Origin of the sequence: Duganella rivi, assembly GCF_009857435.1 — a bacterium.
GTDB classification, from domain to species: domain Bacteria; phylum Pseudomonadota; class Gammaproteobacteria; order Burkholderiales; family Burkholderiaceae_D; genus Rugamonas; species Rugamonas rivi.
Genome location: NZ_WWCK01000001.1, coordinates 607,031 through 623,023, shown reverse-complemented (window position 1 = coordinate 623,023; position 15,993 = coordinate 607,031). Strand labels below are relative to the sequence as shown.

The 15,993-nt window shown below is 60.9% G+C and carries 12 protein-coding genes; 10 read left to right on the top strand and 2 right to left on the bottom strand.

Going from position 1 to position 15,993, the window contains the following annotated elements:
- Positions 1–64: 64 nt before the first annotated feature.
- The 9 genes from aptA to GTP45_RS02825 all read left to right on the top strand — a co-directional run bounded on the left by aptA (position 65) and on the right by GTP45_RS02825 (position 12,375).
- Entirely contained in the window at positions 65–1,381 is a 1,317-nt protein-coding gene (gene aptA / locus GTP45_RS02865) for an omega-aminotransferase AptA (RefSeq protein ID WP_161012353.1), read from the top strand.
- Between the two features lie 11 nt (positions 1,382–1,392).
- A complete protein-coding gene (gene ald / locus GTP45_RS02860) occupies positions 1,393–2,508 on the top strand; it encodes an alanine dehydrogenase (RefSeq protein WP_161012352.1) in 1,116 nt (371 codons plus the stop codon).
- A gap of 21 nt (positions 2,509–2,529) precedes the next feature.
- Positions 2,530–4,023 carry a CoA-acylating methylmalonate-semialdehyde dehydrogenase gene (locus GTP45_RS02855; protein WP_161012351.1) on the top strand — a complete coding sequence of 498 codons (1,494 nt, stop codon included), beginning with the start codon at positions 2,530–2,532 and terminating at the stop codon, positions 4,021–4,023.
- 16 nt (positions 4,024–4,039) lie between these two features.
- Positions 4,040–5,410, top strand: a complete 1,371-nt coding sequence (locus tag GTP45_RS02850; protein WP_161012350.1) for an NAD(P)-dependent oxidoreductase — start codon at positions 4,040–4,042, stop codon at positions 5,408–5,410.
- Positions 5,410–6,699, top strand: a complete 1,290-nt coding sequence (gene preA / locus GTP45_RS02845; RefSeq protein WP_161012349.1) for an NAD-dependent dihydropyrimidine dehydrogenase subunit PreA — start codon at positions 5,410–5,412, stop codon at positions 6,697–6,699. Before GTP45_RS02850 ends, preA begins: the two co-directional genes overlap by 1 nt.
- Positions 6,700–6,843: 144 nt before the next feature.
- A complete protein-coding gene (locus tag GTP45_RS02840) occupies positions 6,844–8,328 on the top strand; it encodes an NCS1 family nucleobase:cation symporter-1 (protein ID WP_161012348.1) in 1,485 nt (494 codons plus the stop codon).
- Between the two features lie 10 nt (positions 8,329–8,338).
- The gene (hydA, locus tag GTP45_RS02835; protein ID WP_161012347.1) at positions 8,339–9,733 is read left to right on the top strand and encodes a dihydropyrimidinase; all 1,395 of its coding nucleotides are present in this window, start codon (positions 8,339–8,341) and stop codon (positions 9,731–9,733) included.
- Between the two features lie 10 nt (positions 9,734–9,743).
- A complete protein-coding gene (locus GTP45_RS02830) occupies positions 9,744–10,970 on the top strand; it encodes a Zn-dependent hydrolase (protein WP_161012346.1) in 1,227 nt (408 codons plus the stop codon).
- 31 nt (positions 10,971–11,001) lie between these two features.
- Positions 11,002–12,375, top strand: a complete 1,374-nt coding sequence (locus GTP45_RS02825) for a tetratricopeptide repeat protein (protein WP_174821628.1) — start codon at positions 11,002–11,004, stop codon at positions 12,373–12,375.
- On the opposite strand, the gene GTP45_RS02820 is transcribed toward GTP45_RS02825, so the two are convergent.
- A complete protein-coding gene (locus GTP45_RS02820) occupies positions 12,335–13,231 on the bottom strand; it encodes an SDR family oxidoreductase (protein WP_161012345.1) in 897 nt (298 codons plus the stop codon). The two genes, GTP45_RS02825 and GTP45_RS02820, sit on opposite strands and share 41 nt — an antisense overlap.
- Before the next feature lie 96 nt (positions 13,232–13,327).
- Between GTP45_RS02820 and GTP45_RS02815 the strand changes: the two genes are divergently transcribed.
- The gene (locus GTP45_RS02815) at positions 13,328–14,242 is read left to right on the top strand and encodes an AraC family transcriptional regulator (RefSeq protein WP_161012344.1); all 915 of its coding nucleotides are present in this window, start codon (positions 13,328–13,330) and stop codon (positions 14,240–14,242) included.
- Here GTP45_RS02815 and GTP45_RS02810 read toward each other — a convergent pair.
- A complete protein-coding gene (locus GTP45_RS02810; RefSeq protein ID WP_161012701.1) occupies positions 14,233–15,984 on the bottom strand; it encodes an allantoate amidohydrolase in 1,752 nt (583 codons plus the stop codon). The two genes, GTP45_RS02815 and GTP45_RS02810, sit on opposite strands and share 10 nt — an antisense overlap.
- Between the last annotated feature and the right edge of the window lie 9 nt (positions 15,985–15,993).

Here is a 15,993-nt window from a genome sequence, read left to right as displayed (position 1 = left end):
ACTGGTAAATTTTTTTACGGTCTGTCAAAAAAATCCGAAAGCAGTTGTTTCATAGGAGATGTGCATGAACGAGTCCCGACCAGAATCGATGGCGTCCTTCTGGATGCCATTCACGAACAACCGCGATTTCAAGCAGCATCCACGCCTGCTGGTGTCGGCGGAGGGCATGTACTACAAGGACGTCGACGGCCGCAGCATCCTGGACGGCACGGCGGGCTTGTGGTGCGTACCGTGCGGCCACGCGCAGCCGAAGATCGTCGCCGCCGTGCGCGAGATGGTCGGCCAGCTCGATTTCGCGCCGACCTTCCAGATGGGCCACCCGGCTGCTTTCGACCTCGCTGAAAAGCTGATGGAGTACACCAACCATCGCTACGGCCACGTGTTCTACACCAACTCCGGCTCCGAGGCGGTGGACACGGCGCTGAAGATCGCGCTGGCGTATCATAAGGCGCGCGGTGAAGCGAGCCGCACACGCTTGATCGGCCGTGAGCGCGGCTACCACGGCGTGGGCTTCGGCGGCATCTCGGTCGGCGGCATCGCCGGCAACCGTAAGCCGTATGGCGTGATGCTGCCCGGCGTCGATCACCTGCCTCACACGCATAACCTCGAAAAGAACGCCTACACGCGCGGCGAGCCGGAACATGGCGCCAACCTTGCCGATGAACTGGAACGCATCGTTGCGCTGCATGACGCATCGACCATCGCAGCGGTGATCGTGGAGCCGGTGGCTGGTTCCACCGGCGTGCTGATTCCACCCAAGGGTTACCTCAAGCGCCTGCGCGAGCTGTGCACCAAGCATGGCATCCTGCTGATCTTCGATGAAGTGATTACGGGCTTCGGCCGTTTGACCACGCCCTTCGCCGGCGATTACTTCGACGTTGAGCCGGACATGATGACCACCGCCAAAGGCCTCACCAACGGCACCATTCCGATGGGCGCTGTGTTCAGCAAAAAGCACATCCACGACGCCTTCATGGATGCACCGGCCGGCATTGAACTGTTCCACGGTTACACCTACTCGGGTCACCCGGTGGCTTGCGCGGCATCGCTGGCGACACTGGAAGTGTTCAAGGAACAGAACATCCTCGAACACGCAGCCGGCATGGCCGAGTACTGGGCCGACGCCGTGCATTCGCTGAAAGGCCTGCCGCACGTTATCGACATCCGCACCATCGGTTTGATCGCCGGTATCGAGCTGGCGCCGATTCCGGGTAAGCCGGGCGTGCGCGCCTTCACCGCCTTCAAGAAAGCCTTTGAAGACGGCGTCCTGATTCGCACTACCGGCGACATCATCGCGCTGTCGCCGCCGCTGGTACTGGAGAAAAAACATATCGACGAACTGTTCGGAAAGCTGAGGGAAGTACTTAAAAACCTGGAATGAGGAGAACTACCATGCTGGTCGGCGTCCCAAAAGAGATTAAGAACCAGGAGTCCCGCGTTGGCCTTACCCCGGCCAGCGTCAAGGAACTCGTTTTGCGTGGTCATCAAGTACTGGTACAGAAAAACGCTGGCGCGGCCATCGGCCTCGCGGATGCGATGTACGAAGCATCCGGCGCCAGCATCGTCGAAGACGCAGATGAAATTTTCGCCCGCGCCGAGATGATCGTGAAAGTGAAAGAACCGCAGCCGCAGGAATGCGCGATGCTGCGACAAGGGCAGATTCTGTACACCTATCTGCACCTTGCGCCGGATCCTGAGCAGACCAAGGCTCTCGTGAAATCCGGCGCGGTCTGCATCGCATATGAAACCATCACCGGCGCGAACGGCGGCTTGCCGCTGCTGGCGCCGATGAGCGAGGTGGCGGGGCGCATGTCGATCCAGGCTGGCGCTGCACACCTGGAGAAATCCAAGGGCGGCATGGGCTTGCTGCTGGGCGGCGTGCCGGGCGTGGCGCCGGGCCATATCGCGATTATCGGCGCCGGCGTGGTCGGCACCAACGCTTTGCAGATGGCGGTCGGCATCGGCGCGCGTGTGACGATCCTCGATAAAAATATCGACCGTCTGCGCCAACTGGATCTCGTGTATGGCAACCGCATCTCCACCATGTATTCCAACGCGCACTCGATTGAGGAAGCTGTGCTGGATGCGGACTTGGTGATCGGCGGCGTGCTGGTGCCCGGTGCGGCAGCACCCAAGCTGGTGACCAAGGCCATGATCGCGCGCATGAAGCAGGGCGCGGTGGTGGTGGACGTGGCGATCGATCAAGGCGGCTGCTTTGAAACCTCGCACGCAACCACGCATGAACAGCCGACTTACTTGGTGGACGGCGTGGTGCACTACTGCGTGGCGAATATGCCGGGCGCAGTGGCGCGCACCTCGACCTTCGCACTGAATAACGCAACGATAGGCCACGCGGTAGCGTTGGCCGATAAGGGTTGGCAGAAAGCGCTGAAAGCCAATCCGCATTTGAAGAACGGTTTGAATGTCTGCCAAGGCCACGTCACTTACGAAGCGGTGGCGCACGGTCTTGGCTATACCTATGTAGACGCGGACAGTCTTCTTGGCTGATCCTTAAAAAGAAAGAGCATCATGGATACCATCACCCATTTCATCAACGGCGTTAGCGTCGATACGCAAAGCGGCCGCCATGCAGACGTGTTCAATCCCGCATTGGGCGAACCGGTAGCCAAAGTGGCCTTGGGCACGGCGGAGGAAGTCGACGCCGCCGTGCGCGCAGCCGAGCAAGCATTTCCTGCGTGGTCGGCCACGCCGCCGCTGACGCGCGCGCGCGTGCTGTTCAAGTATCTGCAACTGTGCCAGCAGCACACCGATGAATTCGCGGCCATGATCACGCGTGAACACGGCAAGACCTTCGCCGATGCGCAGGGCGAAGTGGCGCGCGGTATTGAAATGGTGGAGTTTGCAGTCGGCATCCCGCAAATGCTGAAGGGCGAATTCACCGATCAAATCTCGCGCGGTATCGATGCATGGTCGATGCGCCAGGCGCTGGGTGTGGTGGCTGGCATTACGCCGTTTAACTTCCCGGTGATGGTGCCGATGTGGATGTTCCCGGTCGCACTCGCATGCGGCAATACCTTCGTACTCAAGCCTTCCGAACGCGATCCATCGCCATCGCTGCTGCATGCGCGCTTGCTGAAAGAAGCTGGTTTGCCGGACGGCGTTTTCAACGTCGTGCAAGGCGATAAGGTGACGGTGGATGCGCTGCTCGATCATCCAGTGGTTCAGGCAGTGAGCTTTGTCGGTTCGACGCCGATTGCGGAATACATCTACTCGCGCGGCTGCGCATCGGGCAAGCGCGTGCAGGCATTAGGCGGCGCGAAGAACCACATGGTCGTGATGCCGGATGCGGATATGGAGATGACTGTCGATGCGCTGATGGGCGCAGCCTTCGGCTCGGCTGGTGAGCGCTGCATGGCGATCTCCGTGGTCGTCGCTGTCGGCGATGCGGGCGACAAGATTGTCGACGCACTGGCAAAGCGCACCGCCGCACTGAAAGTGCGCGACGGTATGGCGAGTGATGCCGAAATGGGGCCGGTCGTTACCAGCGCAGCCAAGCAGCGCATAGAGCGCTTGATTGGCGAGGGTGTTGAGCAAGGTGCGAAACTGGTGGTCGATGGCCGCAATCACAAAGTGGCCGGGCGTGAGAACGGCTTCTTCATCGGCGGCACCTTGTTTGATCACGTCACGCCGGATATGACCATCTACAAGGAAGAGATTTTCGGCCCGGTGCTGTGCATGTTGCGCTCTCCCGATGTGGGCAGCGCGGTGGAACTGATCAACCGCAACGAGTACGGCAACGGCGTGGCGATCTACACGCGCGACGGCGGCGTGGCGCGCGAGTTCGTGCGGCAGATTCAAGTTGGCATGGTAGGCGTGAACGTGCCGCTGCCGGTGCCGATGGCGTTCAACAGTTTCGGCGGCTGGAAGCGCAGCCTGTTCGGCGACCATCACGCATATGGCCCGGAAGGTGTGCGCTTCTACACGCGTCACAAAGCAGTGATGCAGCGCTGGCCTAACACTGCTAGCGCTGGCGCAGAATTTGCATTCCCACAGATGAAATAAATAACCTGGAACCATCATGATTCTCGAATCGCTAAGCTACCTGCCGAAATCGAAGGAAGCCAATGAATCACTGGCGAAACACTTCACCGACCTTGCTCCTCCATTGAACGCGCGGCAGGCCGCGATTGAAAGTTCGCGCTGCCTGTATTGCTACGATGCGCCATGCACGCGCATCTGCCCATCGGACATTGACGTGGCGAGTTTTATCCGCAATATCCACGATGAGAATATCAATGGCGCTGCCGTCGGCATCCTGAAACAGAACATCCTCGGTGGCAGTTGCTCGCGTGTCTGCCCGACCGAAATTCTGTGCGAGGACGCCTGCGTGCGTAATCACGATGCCGAAGGCCAGCCGGTGAAAATCGGCCTGCTGCAACGCTACGCTATCGACAACATGAAGCTCGATGCGCATCCGTTTACGCGCGCTGCTGCAACCGGCAAGAAGATCGCCGTCGTCGGCGCCGGCCCCGCAGGCCTGTCGTGCGCGCACCGCCTCGCCATGCTGGGCAACGAGGTGGTGATCTACGAAGCCAAAGAAAAATCCGGCGGACTCAATGAATATGGCATCGCCAAGTACAAGCTGACTGATAACTTCGCGCAGAAGGAAGTGGAGTTCCTGCTGCAAATCGGCGGCATCACCGTCAAGCACGGTCAAACGCTGGGCGTCAATGTGCAGCTCAAGGATTTGCACGTGCAGTACGACGCGGTGTTCCTCGGACTTGGTCTCGGCGCCAGCAAGCAAATGGGCTTGACCGGCGAAGATGCACCGGGCCTGCTGGCTGCTGTCGATTACATCGCCGCGCTGCGCCAGTCGGATGATTTGAGCAAACTGCCGGTGCCATCGCGCGCCATCGTTATCGGTGCGGGTAATACCGCCATCGATATGGCGGTGCAGATCCAGCGCCTCGGCGCGGAGGAAGTCACGCTGGTGTATCGCCGCGGCTTTGAAGCGATGAGCGCGACCGAGCACGAACAGCACATCGCGAAAGAAAACCAGGTGCGCATGCGCACATGGGCGCAGCCGCAGCAAGTGCTGCTGGACGACGCAGGCCGCGTGCGCGGCATGCGCTTTGAAAAAACGGCGCTGGTGAACGGCCGCTTGTCCGGCACCGGCGAGACTTTCGAGATTGCTGCAGACGCCATCTTCAAGGCCATCGGCCAAAGCATGGACGAAACGAGCATCGGCGATCCGCTGGCGAAAACACTGAAACGCGACGGCGACAAAATCTATGTCGATGATCAGTTCCGCACAGTCCTGCCGCGCATCTACGCCGGCGGTGACTGCGTGGCGCCGGGACAGGATCTGACCGTGCAAGCGGTTCAACACGGCAAGCTGGCGGCACATGCCATCCATGCTGATATCAACGGTATGAAGGAGGCTGCATAATGGCTGACCTGAGCATAGAATTCTGCGGCATCAAGTCCATCAATCCATTCTGGTTGGCCTCCGCGCCGCCGACGGACAAGGCTTATAACGTGGTGCGCGCATTTGAGGCGGGATGGGGCGGCGTGGTGTGGAAAACGCTGGGCGAAGATCCTGCGGCCGTCAACGTGTCGTCGCGCTACTCGGCGCACTACGGCAAGAACCGCGAAGTCCTCGGTTTCAACAACATCGAGCTGATTACCGACCGTTCGCTGGAAATCAATCTGCAGGAGATTACGCAAGTGAAGAAGGACTGGCCGGATCGCGTGATCATCGTATCGCTGATGCTGCCGTGCGAAGAAAGACTGTGGGCCGACATCATGCCGAAAGTGGAAGCCACCGGTGCTGACGGCATCGAACTGAATTTCGGCTGCCCGCACGGCATGCCGGAACGCGGCATGGGCGCGGCAGTGGGGCAGGTGCCGGAGTACGTGGAGATGGTCACGCGCTGGTGCAAGCAGAATACCAAGCTGCCGGTCATCGTTAAGCTGACGCCGAACATCACCGACGTGCGCGCACCTGCACGCGCCGCAAAAGCCGGCGGTGCGGATGCGGTCTCGCTGATCAATACCATCAACTCGATTACGCATCTGGACTTGGATCAGATGGTGGCATTCCCTATTGTCGGCGGCGCCAGCACGCACGGCGGCTACTGCGGTTCTGCAGTGAAGCCGATTGCGCTCAACATGGTGGCCGAGATTGCGCGCGATCCGCAAACGGCGGGCTTGCCGATTTCCGGTATCGGCGGCATCGGCAACTGGCGCGATGCGGCAGAGTTCATCGCGCTGGGTTCTGGCTGTGTGCAAGTGTGCACGGCGGCCATGCTGCACGGCTTCCGCATCGTTGAAGAGATGAAGGATGGCCTGTCGCGCTGGATGGATCAAAAAGGCTACAAGAGCATCAGCGAATTTTCCGGCAAGGCGGTGCCCAACACCACCGACTGGAAATACCTGAACATGAACTATCAGGTGATCGCGCAGATCAATCAGGATGACTGCATCAAGTGCGGCCGCTGCTACGTGGCGTGCGAAGACACCTCGCACCAGTCGATCAACCAGCTGATCGACGCAGTCACCGGCGCGCGCACGTATGAAGTCAACAAGGAAGAATGCGTTGGGTGTAATCTGTGCGAGATCACCTGTCCGGTGCAGGGTTGCATCACGATGGTGCCGCAGGATACAGGCAAGCCATACATGAACTGGACGCAGGATCCACGCAACCCACGCGCGGAAAAGGTGGCAGAGACGGTGTGATTGAGCGCTAAAGCAACCCTAAGCCAAAGGGGTCTGACCCGTACGGGGTCAGACCCCCGGTATGCCGCAGTGCGGGGTAAAAGCAAGCTTTAAGGTACGGAACTTGCAGTGGTGTATGGATAAATCAACCCTTTGGAGAACGCCTTGAGCAATGAATCATCCGGCAGCACGCAACTCTGGAACGAAGACCTGGCTCCGACGACGGAAGCACAGCGCACGTGGCGCTGGTATCACTTCTCCGCGCTGTGGGTCGGCATGGTGATGTGCATCCCGGCCTACACCTTGTCGGCTAGCTTGATTGAAGGCGGCATGTCCGGTTACCAGGCCGTGTTGACGGTGTTCCTTGCCAACGCCATCGTGCTGCTGCCTATGCTGTTGATCGGCCATGCCGGCACCAAGTACGGCATTCCGTATGCGGTGCTGGCGCGTGCTTCTTTCGGTACGTCTGGCGCGCGCTTGCCGGCGCTGATGCGCGCGATCGTTGCTTGCGGATGGTATGGCATTCAAACCTGGTTCGGCGGCTCGATGATTTACACGCTGCTCGGTGTCATGGCCGGCGGTGACATTGGCGGCGACAAGATCGCGGGCCTGGGCATCAACGGCGGCCAGCTGCTTTGCTTCCTCGCGTTCTGGGCGATCCAGTTCTATTACATCGTGCACGGCATGGATGCGATCCGCAAACTGGAGACCTACACCGCGCCGCTGAAGATTGTGATTTGCTTCGTGCTGCTGGCATGGGTGCACAACAAGGCTGGCGGCTTTGGCGACCTGCTGTCGGCGCCATCGCAGTTTGTGGAAGGCGGTAAGAAGGCCGGCCAGTTCTGGTCTACCTTCTGGCCTTCGCTGACCGCGATGGTCGGATTCTGGGCTACGCTGGCGTTGAATATTCCTGACTTCACCCGCTTCGCTAAAACGCAGCGCGATCAAGTAATCGGTCAAACTGTCGGCCTGCCTGTGCCTATGGGTTTGCTGGCGGCGATGGCGGTGATCGTGACTTCGGCCACGGTGGTTTTGTATGGCAAAGCGATCTGGGATCCGGTCGACCTGTCCAGCCGCATGACCGGCGTGGCAGTGCTGGTGGCGCTGTTGATTCTGTTGATCGATACCGTCTCCGTTAACCTGGCCGCCAACCTGGTTGGCCCGGCTTACGACTTCTCGGCGCTGTCGCCGAAAAAAATCAGCTACAAGACCGGCGGCTACATCACCGCAGGCATCGCCATCCTGATGATGCCTTGGAAAATACTGGAATCCACGCAGGGCTACATCTTCACTTGGCTGATCGGCTATTCGGCGTTGCTCGGCCCTATCGCCGGCGTGCTGATTGTGGACTACTACCTCGTGCGCAAAACCGAATTGAACGTGGCCGATCTGTATCGCGAAGACGGCCAGTATTCGTACGGCAAGGGATGGAATATGGCGGCGCTGGCGGCTTTCGTGATCGGCGTGCTGCCGAATATTCCGGGCTTCCTGAATGCGGCATTCCCGGCATCCTTCCCGGACGTTTCGGAAACGTTTAAAACGATTTATACCTATGCATGGTTTGTTGGTATCGCCATTTCGGCGGTGGTGTATGGGGTTATGATGAAAGGGAAGACCGTGCCCGCCGTGCGCGCGCCGGCCCACCCGTAAGGAGAAGCTTATGAAGACAATCATCCGTGGCGGCACCGTTGTCAATGCCGATCGTGCCTTTCGTGCCGACGTGCTGTGCGACGGCGACAAGATCGTCGCAGTCGGGGAGAGCCTCGACGTGCCAGCCGGCGCCAAGGTGATCGACGCCGGTGGCCAGTACGTCATGCCGGGCGGGATCGATCCACACACGCACATGAACCTACCGTTTATGGGCACGGTGACGCAGGATGATTTCTACACCGGCACCGCCGCAGGGCTGGCCGGTGGCACCACTACCATTATCGATTTCGTGATTCCGGCGCCGAAGCAGAATTTGATCGAGGCCTATCACCAGTGGCGCGAGTGGGCCAAGAAGTCCGCCGGCGACTACACCTTCCATGTAGCGATTACGTGGTGGGACGATAGCGTGCACCGCGATATGGAAATCCTCGTGAAGGATCACGGCGTCAATAGCTTCAAGCACTTCATGGCGTACAAGAACGCCATCATGGCCGATGATGAAACGCTGGTGAAAAGCTTCCGCCGCTGCCTTGAACTGGGCGCGATGCCGACCGTGCACGCGGAGAACGGCGAGCTGGTTTATCAGCTGCAGCAGGATTTGCTTAAGCGCGGTTTGACCGGGCCTAGTTCGCATCCGTTGTCGCGTCCACCGGAAGTGGAAGCGGAAGCAGCCAACCGCGCCATTGCGATTGCCAACGTGTTGAATACGCCGGTGTACATCGTGCACGTCTCTTGCGAAGAATCGCTGGAAGCCATCACCCGCGCTCGCGCGCACGGCCAGCGCGTGTACGGCGAGGCTTTGGCCGGCCACTTGATCATCGACGATAGCGTGTATCAAAGCGATGACCTGGAATTCGCAGCGGGCCACGTGATGAGCCCTCCGTTCCGCAGCAAACATCATCAGAAGGCCTTATGGCAAGGGCTGCAAGGCGGGAATCTGCATACGACAGCCACCGACCACTGCACCTTCTGCGCCGAGCAGAAAGCAGCGGGCAAGGATGATTTCACCAAGATTCCAAACGGCTGCGGCGGTGTGGAAGACCGCATGTCGGTGATTTGGGATGCAGGCGTGAATACCGGTTTGCTCACGCCGTCGGAGTTCGTCAAAGTCACATCGACCAACACGGCGCAAATTTTCAACATCTATCCGCGCAAGGGCGTGATTGCGCCGGGTGCGGACGCGGACGTGGTGGTGTGGGATCCAGAGGGCACGCGCACCATCTCCGCACTGACGCAGTTCGCCAAGGGCGGCTTCAATGTCTTCGAAGGCCGCACCGTGCGCGGTATCCCTAGCACCACGCTCGCTGCCGGTAACGTCGTGTTCCATCGCGGCGTGCTGATGGCGCAAGAAGGCGCTGGCCGCTATATCAATCGCCCGGCGTTCAAAGCAACGTCGGCGCGTTAAGGAGCTTCACATGAAAATTAATGGTGACCGCCTGTGGGCATCGCTGATGGAATTGGCCAAGATCGGCGCAACGGAGAAGGGCGGCGTCAAGCGCCTGGCGCTGACGGATCTCGATAAGCAAGGCCGCGACCTGGTGGTCGGCTGGGCCAAGGAGGCGGGCCTGTCGATTACCATCGACCAAATCGGCAATGTCTTCATGCGCCGCGACGGCACGAACAACGCGCTGCCGCCGGTGATGACCGGAAGCCATATCGACACGCAGCCAACCGGCGGCAAATTCGACGGCAACTACGGCGTGCTGGCCGGGCTGGAAGTGGTGCGCACGCTGAACGATCTCAAAATCAAAACCGAGGCGCCGATTGAAGTCGCCTTCTGGACGAACGAGGAAGGCTCACGCTTTGTGCCGGTGATGATGGGCTCCGGTGTGTTCTGTGGCGCGTTCTCCTTGGAGACCGCCTACGCGGCCCGCGATGTCGACGGCAAGTCGGTCGGCGAAGAACTGGAACGCATCGGCTACAAAGGGCCGCAGGTGCCGGGCGACCATCCGATTGGCGCCTACTTCGAAACGCACATCGAGCAAGGCCCGGTGCTGGAAGACGCCGACAAAGTAATCGGCGTGGTGCCTGCCGTGATGGGCCTCTCGTGGTACGACTGCGTGGTCACCGGCATGGAAGCGCATGCCGGCCCAACGCCGATGGGATTGCGCAAGGACGCGCTGCAAGTCTCCACCCGCATCATGCAGGAGGTGGTGGCCATCGCCAATCGCTATCCGCCTTACGGACGCGGCACGGTCGGCATGGTACAAGTGTTCCCGAACAGCCGCAACGTGATTCCTGGCGAAGTCAAATTCAGCATCGACCTGCGCAACGTGAACGATGAACTGCTCAACACCATGCACGAAGAGATGCTGGCCTTCATCGACAAGACCCGCAGCGAAACCGGCTTGAAGATTTCGATCGAGCGCGTGTCCTACTACCCGCCATGCCCGTTCCATCCTGAGTGCGTGGACGCGGTACGCAATGCCACCGCCAAACTGGGATACTCGACCATGGACGTAGTCTCCGGCGCTGGCCACGATGCCATCTACGCTGCGCGCTTGGCACCGGCCGGCATGATTTTCGTGCCATGCAAGGACGGCATCAGCCACAACGAAATCGAAGACGCCAAGGCCGAACACCTTGAAGCGGGATGCAACGTCCTGCTGCACGCCATGCTGGAGCGCGCGCGCATCGTTTGACCGGCGCGGGGACGGCGTGCATACTCTGCGGATGCACACCGATCCCCAACAGGCCTATCTCGAAGCGAATCATCTCATGGCCGCCGGCGATTACGCCGGTGCCGAGGCGTGCTATTTGCAAGCCTTGGCTTTGCAACCATGGCACGCTGCGGCGCGGGCGAATCTCGGTTATCTGAAAGAACAGCAGGGCGCTGCTGCGGAAGCGGAGTTCCATTATCGGCAGGCGATTGCGCTAATGCCCGATCACGCGCAGCTGCAGCAGAATCTCGGTGCGCTGCTGTTGAAGGAAAAGCGCTTTGCCGAATCGGAGGAGGCGATGCGCGCGGCGGTGGCATTGGCGCCGGATTCGGGGTCGGCATGGAATCAGCTTGGTGTGCTGCTGGTCTGTACGCATCGCGAACCGGAAGGGGAGGCTTGTTATCGGCAGGCTTTGGCGCTCGAACCGCACCATGCGCGAACGCAGTTCAATCTCAGTTATCTCTTGCTGCGGCAGGCGCGCTTTGAGGAAGGCTGGCGCATGCTGGAGGCGCGCTGGCAGTTCGATCAGTTTCCGCTGTCGTTTGATTGTCCGTTCTGGGAGGGCGAGCCGCTGGCCGGCAAGTCCATCGTGATTGGACTGGAGGCTGGGCATGGCGATATGATTCATTTCTGCCGCTATGCGCCGATGTTGAAGGCGCGCGGTGCGACGGTATCGGTAGTGTGCCATCCGGCTTTGCAGCGCTTGTTCGCTACATTGGATGGTGTCGATCGTGTGTCCGCGCTTGGCGAAGCGCTGCCGGGCGGCTGGGATTATTGGACGCGGCCTATGCGCTTGCCGGGAATATTCGGCACCGAGATGGCGTCGATTCCTGCGGCTATGCCGTACCTGCACGCGCAGCCGGAACTTGTGGCGCACTGGCGCGAGGTGCTGCCGCAGCAGGGCTTGCGCGTTGGCCTGGCATGGCGGGGCAATAGCAATTTTGAGAATGATGCCGACCGCTCGCTGCCATCATTAATGACGCTCTCACCGCTGGCTGTGGCGCAAGTGCATTTCGTCAGCCTGCAAAAGGGTGCGGGCGAGGCGCAGGCTTTGCTGCCTCCGGCGGGCATGGAGCTGTATCCGCTAGGCTCGCAGCTTGCCGACTTTGCCGACACCGCCGCCGTTATTGCCAATCTCGATCTGGTGATTAGCGTGGATACGGCGGTGGCGCATCTGGCCGGCGCGCTAGGCAAGCCTTGCTGGCTGCTGCTGCCCGACTATCGCTGCGACTGGCGCTGGATGAAAGACCGCGATGACACGCCGTGGTATCCATCCATGCGCCTGTTCCGCCAGCCGCGCGATGGCGGCTGGGCACCGGTCATTGCGCAAGTGTCTGCGGAACTGGTCAAACTTGGAAGTAGTGCGGTAGCGCCAGATCCTCAATAAGCCCCAAGCCTTGCGGCTTCCATCCCAGCTGCTGCTGCGTGAGCGCGCTGGAACATGGGCAGTCGGTGCCGAAGAAGCGCGAGAGAAAACCGAAGTGCTCCGCCGCTTCTTCCGCCGAGATGCTGACCACCGGCAGATTCAAACCCTTGCCGATGGCCTCCGCAATCTCCCGCGTTGGAATCGCCTGATCATCAATCGCGTGATAACGGCCACCGGGGGCGCCTAGCTCCAACGCCAGCCGATACAAGCGCGCCGCATCAAGACGATGCACGGCAGGCCAGCGATTCTCGCCATCGCCAATGTAAGCCGCCACGCCCTTGTCGCGCGCAATACCGATTAAGCGCGGCACGAAACCATAGTCGCCCTCACCATGCACAGAAGGCGGCAAACGCAGCACCGCCGAACGCACGCCGCGCGCGGCCAATGCCAGCGTTGATTCTTCCGACGCTACCCGATGCCGTGCCTTGGCCTGCGGATCCGGCATATCATGCTCAATGCCGATATGACCGGGCCGTAGATGCGCACTAGCCGACGTAATAATCAACGGCTTGCCGGTGCCGGCCAGTGCCTCGCCCATCGCCTCAATCGCCAGGCGATCCGTCTCGCCAGCCGCATTGAAGTCCCTAAAGTCGTGAATGAAGGCGGTATGAATCACGCCGTCGCATTTGCGTGCACCAGCCGCCATGCTCTCCACATCCGACAACTCGCCGCGATGCACGTCGACGCCGCGGCTAGCCAATAACGCCGCGCCATCATCGGTGCGCGCCAGTCCCAATACCTCGTGACCAGCGGCCCACAATTCCTCAATCACCGCCGAACCAACAAAGCCCGTTGCTCCCGTTACGAATACTCGCATACACATCTCCTTGTTTAGATGGGAGCATGATAGGGCGCGGCGCTCAGACGATCCATGCTATAGAATCCGTATTTTCTTTGCGATCGTCCGAAAATCATGGATCCCTTATCAGATGTGCTATCCCTGCTCAAACCGCGCAGCTACATGGCCGGCGGCTTTGACGCGGGCGGCGACTGGTCGCTGCAGTTCCCGCAGCACGAAGGCATCAAGTGTTACGCCATCGTCACCGGCCAGTGCTGGCTGGCGGTAGAAGGCGTGGCTGAACCGGTGCTGCTGAAAGCCGGCGACTGTTTCTTGCTGCCGCGCGGACTACCGTTTCGTCTCACCAGCGACTTGTCGTTGCCACCGCAAGATGCGCGGGAACTGCTGCGCCGACGGCGTGCAGCCGGCACCGGCGTAGGTCTCATCAACGAAGGCGGGGAATGCTTTTTGGTCGGCGGGCATTTCGTATTCAATGGCCGGCACACCAGCATCTTGCTGGAGGCGCTGCCGCCCGTCTCGCACGTGCACAAGGAGGCAGACCGCGAAGCGCTGCGCTGGTCGCTGGAAAAACTGGTGCAGGAATTGATCGAACGGCGTCCCGGTTGCGAGCTGGTAGCGCAGCACATGGCGCACATGATGCTGGTGCAGGCTTTGCGGCTGGTGCTGGCGCAGGAAGAGAATGACGGTGTAGGCTGGCTGTATGCGCTGGCCGATCCGCAAATCGGCAACGCCATCGGTGCGTTGCACAGCGAGCCGGCGCAGCGCTGGACGCTGGAAAGCCTGGCCCAGCATATCGGCATGTCGCGCTCCACGCTGGCGCTCAAGTTCAAACAAACCGTGGGCGCGTCGCCGATGGAGTACTTAACGCGCTGGCGCATGCTGCTGGCGGGCGACCGGCTGGTGCATACCAGCCAGCCGGTATCCGCGATTGCGCAATCGCTGGGCTATGAATCGGATAGCGCCTTCAGCACCGCCTTCAAGCGCGTGATGGGCTGCTCACCGCGCCAGTACGTGCGCGATCAGGCTTGATAAGAACGCAGGAAGTCCAGCAGCACGCGGGCGGCGATGTCGGCGTCGTCGGCGGTCATGGTCTCGAGCGGATTGTGGCTGATGCCGCCGTTGCCGCAGCGCGTGAACAGCATGGCGACGTCGGTGACGGCGGCCATGGCCATCGCATCGTGACCGGCGCCGGAGAGCAGATCGAAACGCGGCAGGCCTGCGCGTTCAATCGCATCGCCAAACTGCTGCATCAGGCGCGGCGCGCATGGCGCGGCTTTGGCGTCGACGATTTGCTGCACGCTGTATTCAACCTGGCGGCGCGCGCAGATGGCGGCGATGCCTTCCAATACCTCCTTCACTGCGGCGAGGCGCACCGCATCATCGGCCGCGCGAATGTCGAGCGACAGTTTGCATGCGCCCGGAATCACGTTGACCGAACCGCCCGGTACTTGCAACTGGCCGACGGTGCCGACCAGCGATTCAGCTTGCGCGCAGCGCTGTTCGACCAGCAGCACGATTTCTGCGGCAGCGGCGGCAGCGTCTTTACGCATGGTCATCGGCGTGGTGCCGGCGTGGCTGGCAAGGCCTGTCAAGTCAACCAGATAGCGCGAACTGCCGGCAATCGCCGTGACCACGCCCAAGGCGAGGTCGCGCTCCAGCAGCACCGGGCCTTGTTCGATATGGACTTCCACGAAGCCCAGCAGGTCAGCCGGATTGCGGGCGATGGCAGGAATGCGCGCCACGTCATGGCCGGCGGCCAGCAAGGCGTCGCGCATGCTGACGCCATCGGCGTCGGTTTGATCCAGCAGCGACAAGTCAAAGCGGCCGGTGATGGCGGTGCTGCCGAGGAAAGTGCTCTTGAAACGCACGCCTTCTTCTTCCGCGAAGGCGACGATCTCGAAATTAAACGGCAGCTTCTCGCCGCGCCGATGCAGGTGGCGCACCAGCGCAATCGGCAGCAGGATGCCGAGACGCCCGTCATACTTGCCACCGTTGCGCACAGTGTCGTAGTGCGAACCGGTCATCAGCGTCTTTGCGTTTGGCGCGTCGGAGCGATAGACGCCAGCCACGTTGCCGACTGCGTCGATATGCGCGTCCATGCCTGCTGCGCGCATCCACTCCAATATCTGTGCTGCGGTTTGGCGGTGAGCGGGCGTCATGTAGGCGCAGGTGAGGGAGCCTTCGGCATCGTCGCTCCACGCGGCCAGTTCCTCGCTCCACTGCATGATGGCCGGGCCGAACTCTAGCTGCACCGACAGCAGATCGTTGAGACGAATCTCGGCGATGCGTTTAATCTGGCGCAGGCACTCCGCAATTTCATCGGCGCGCTGATTCTTCAAACGGCGTGTAAAGGTGGCGATGATGCTTTGGCGCGTCAGACCTTGTCCGGTCGGGCCTTTCACCGCGAGGATGAAAGGGAAACCAAACTTCGCGTTGTAGTCCGCATTCAGCTGGTGCAGCACCGCGAATTCCTCCGCACTGCACAGGTGCAGGCCGGACTTGGCTTGTTCGCTGGTCGATTCAGCGGTGAGCTGGCCGGCGACGGCCGCTTTGCCTGCCAGTTCAGGGTGGGCGCGGATCAGGCCCAGTTGCTCATCGAGCGAAGCGGCGCTGACCACGGACTGCAAGGCCAGCTTCAGCGCGGTCTCGTTGGCGAACGGACGCTGGGCAGCGGCGCGTTCCGGTATCCACGGCGAGTGCTCGTAGATGCCGCGCAGGCGGTCGATGAAGGTGGCGGTGTCGCAGCTATTCAGTTCGGAGAGTGTGGTCATCATGGCTCA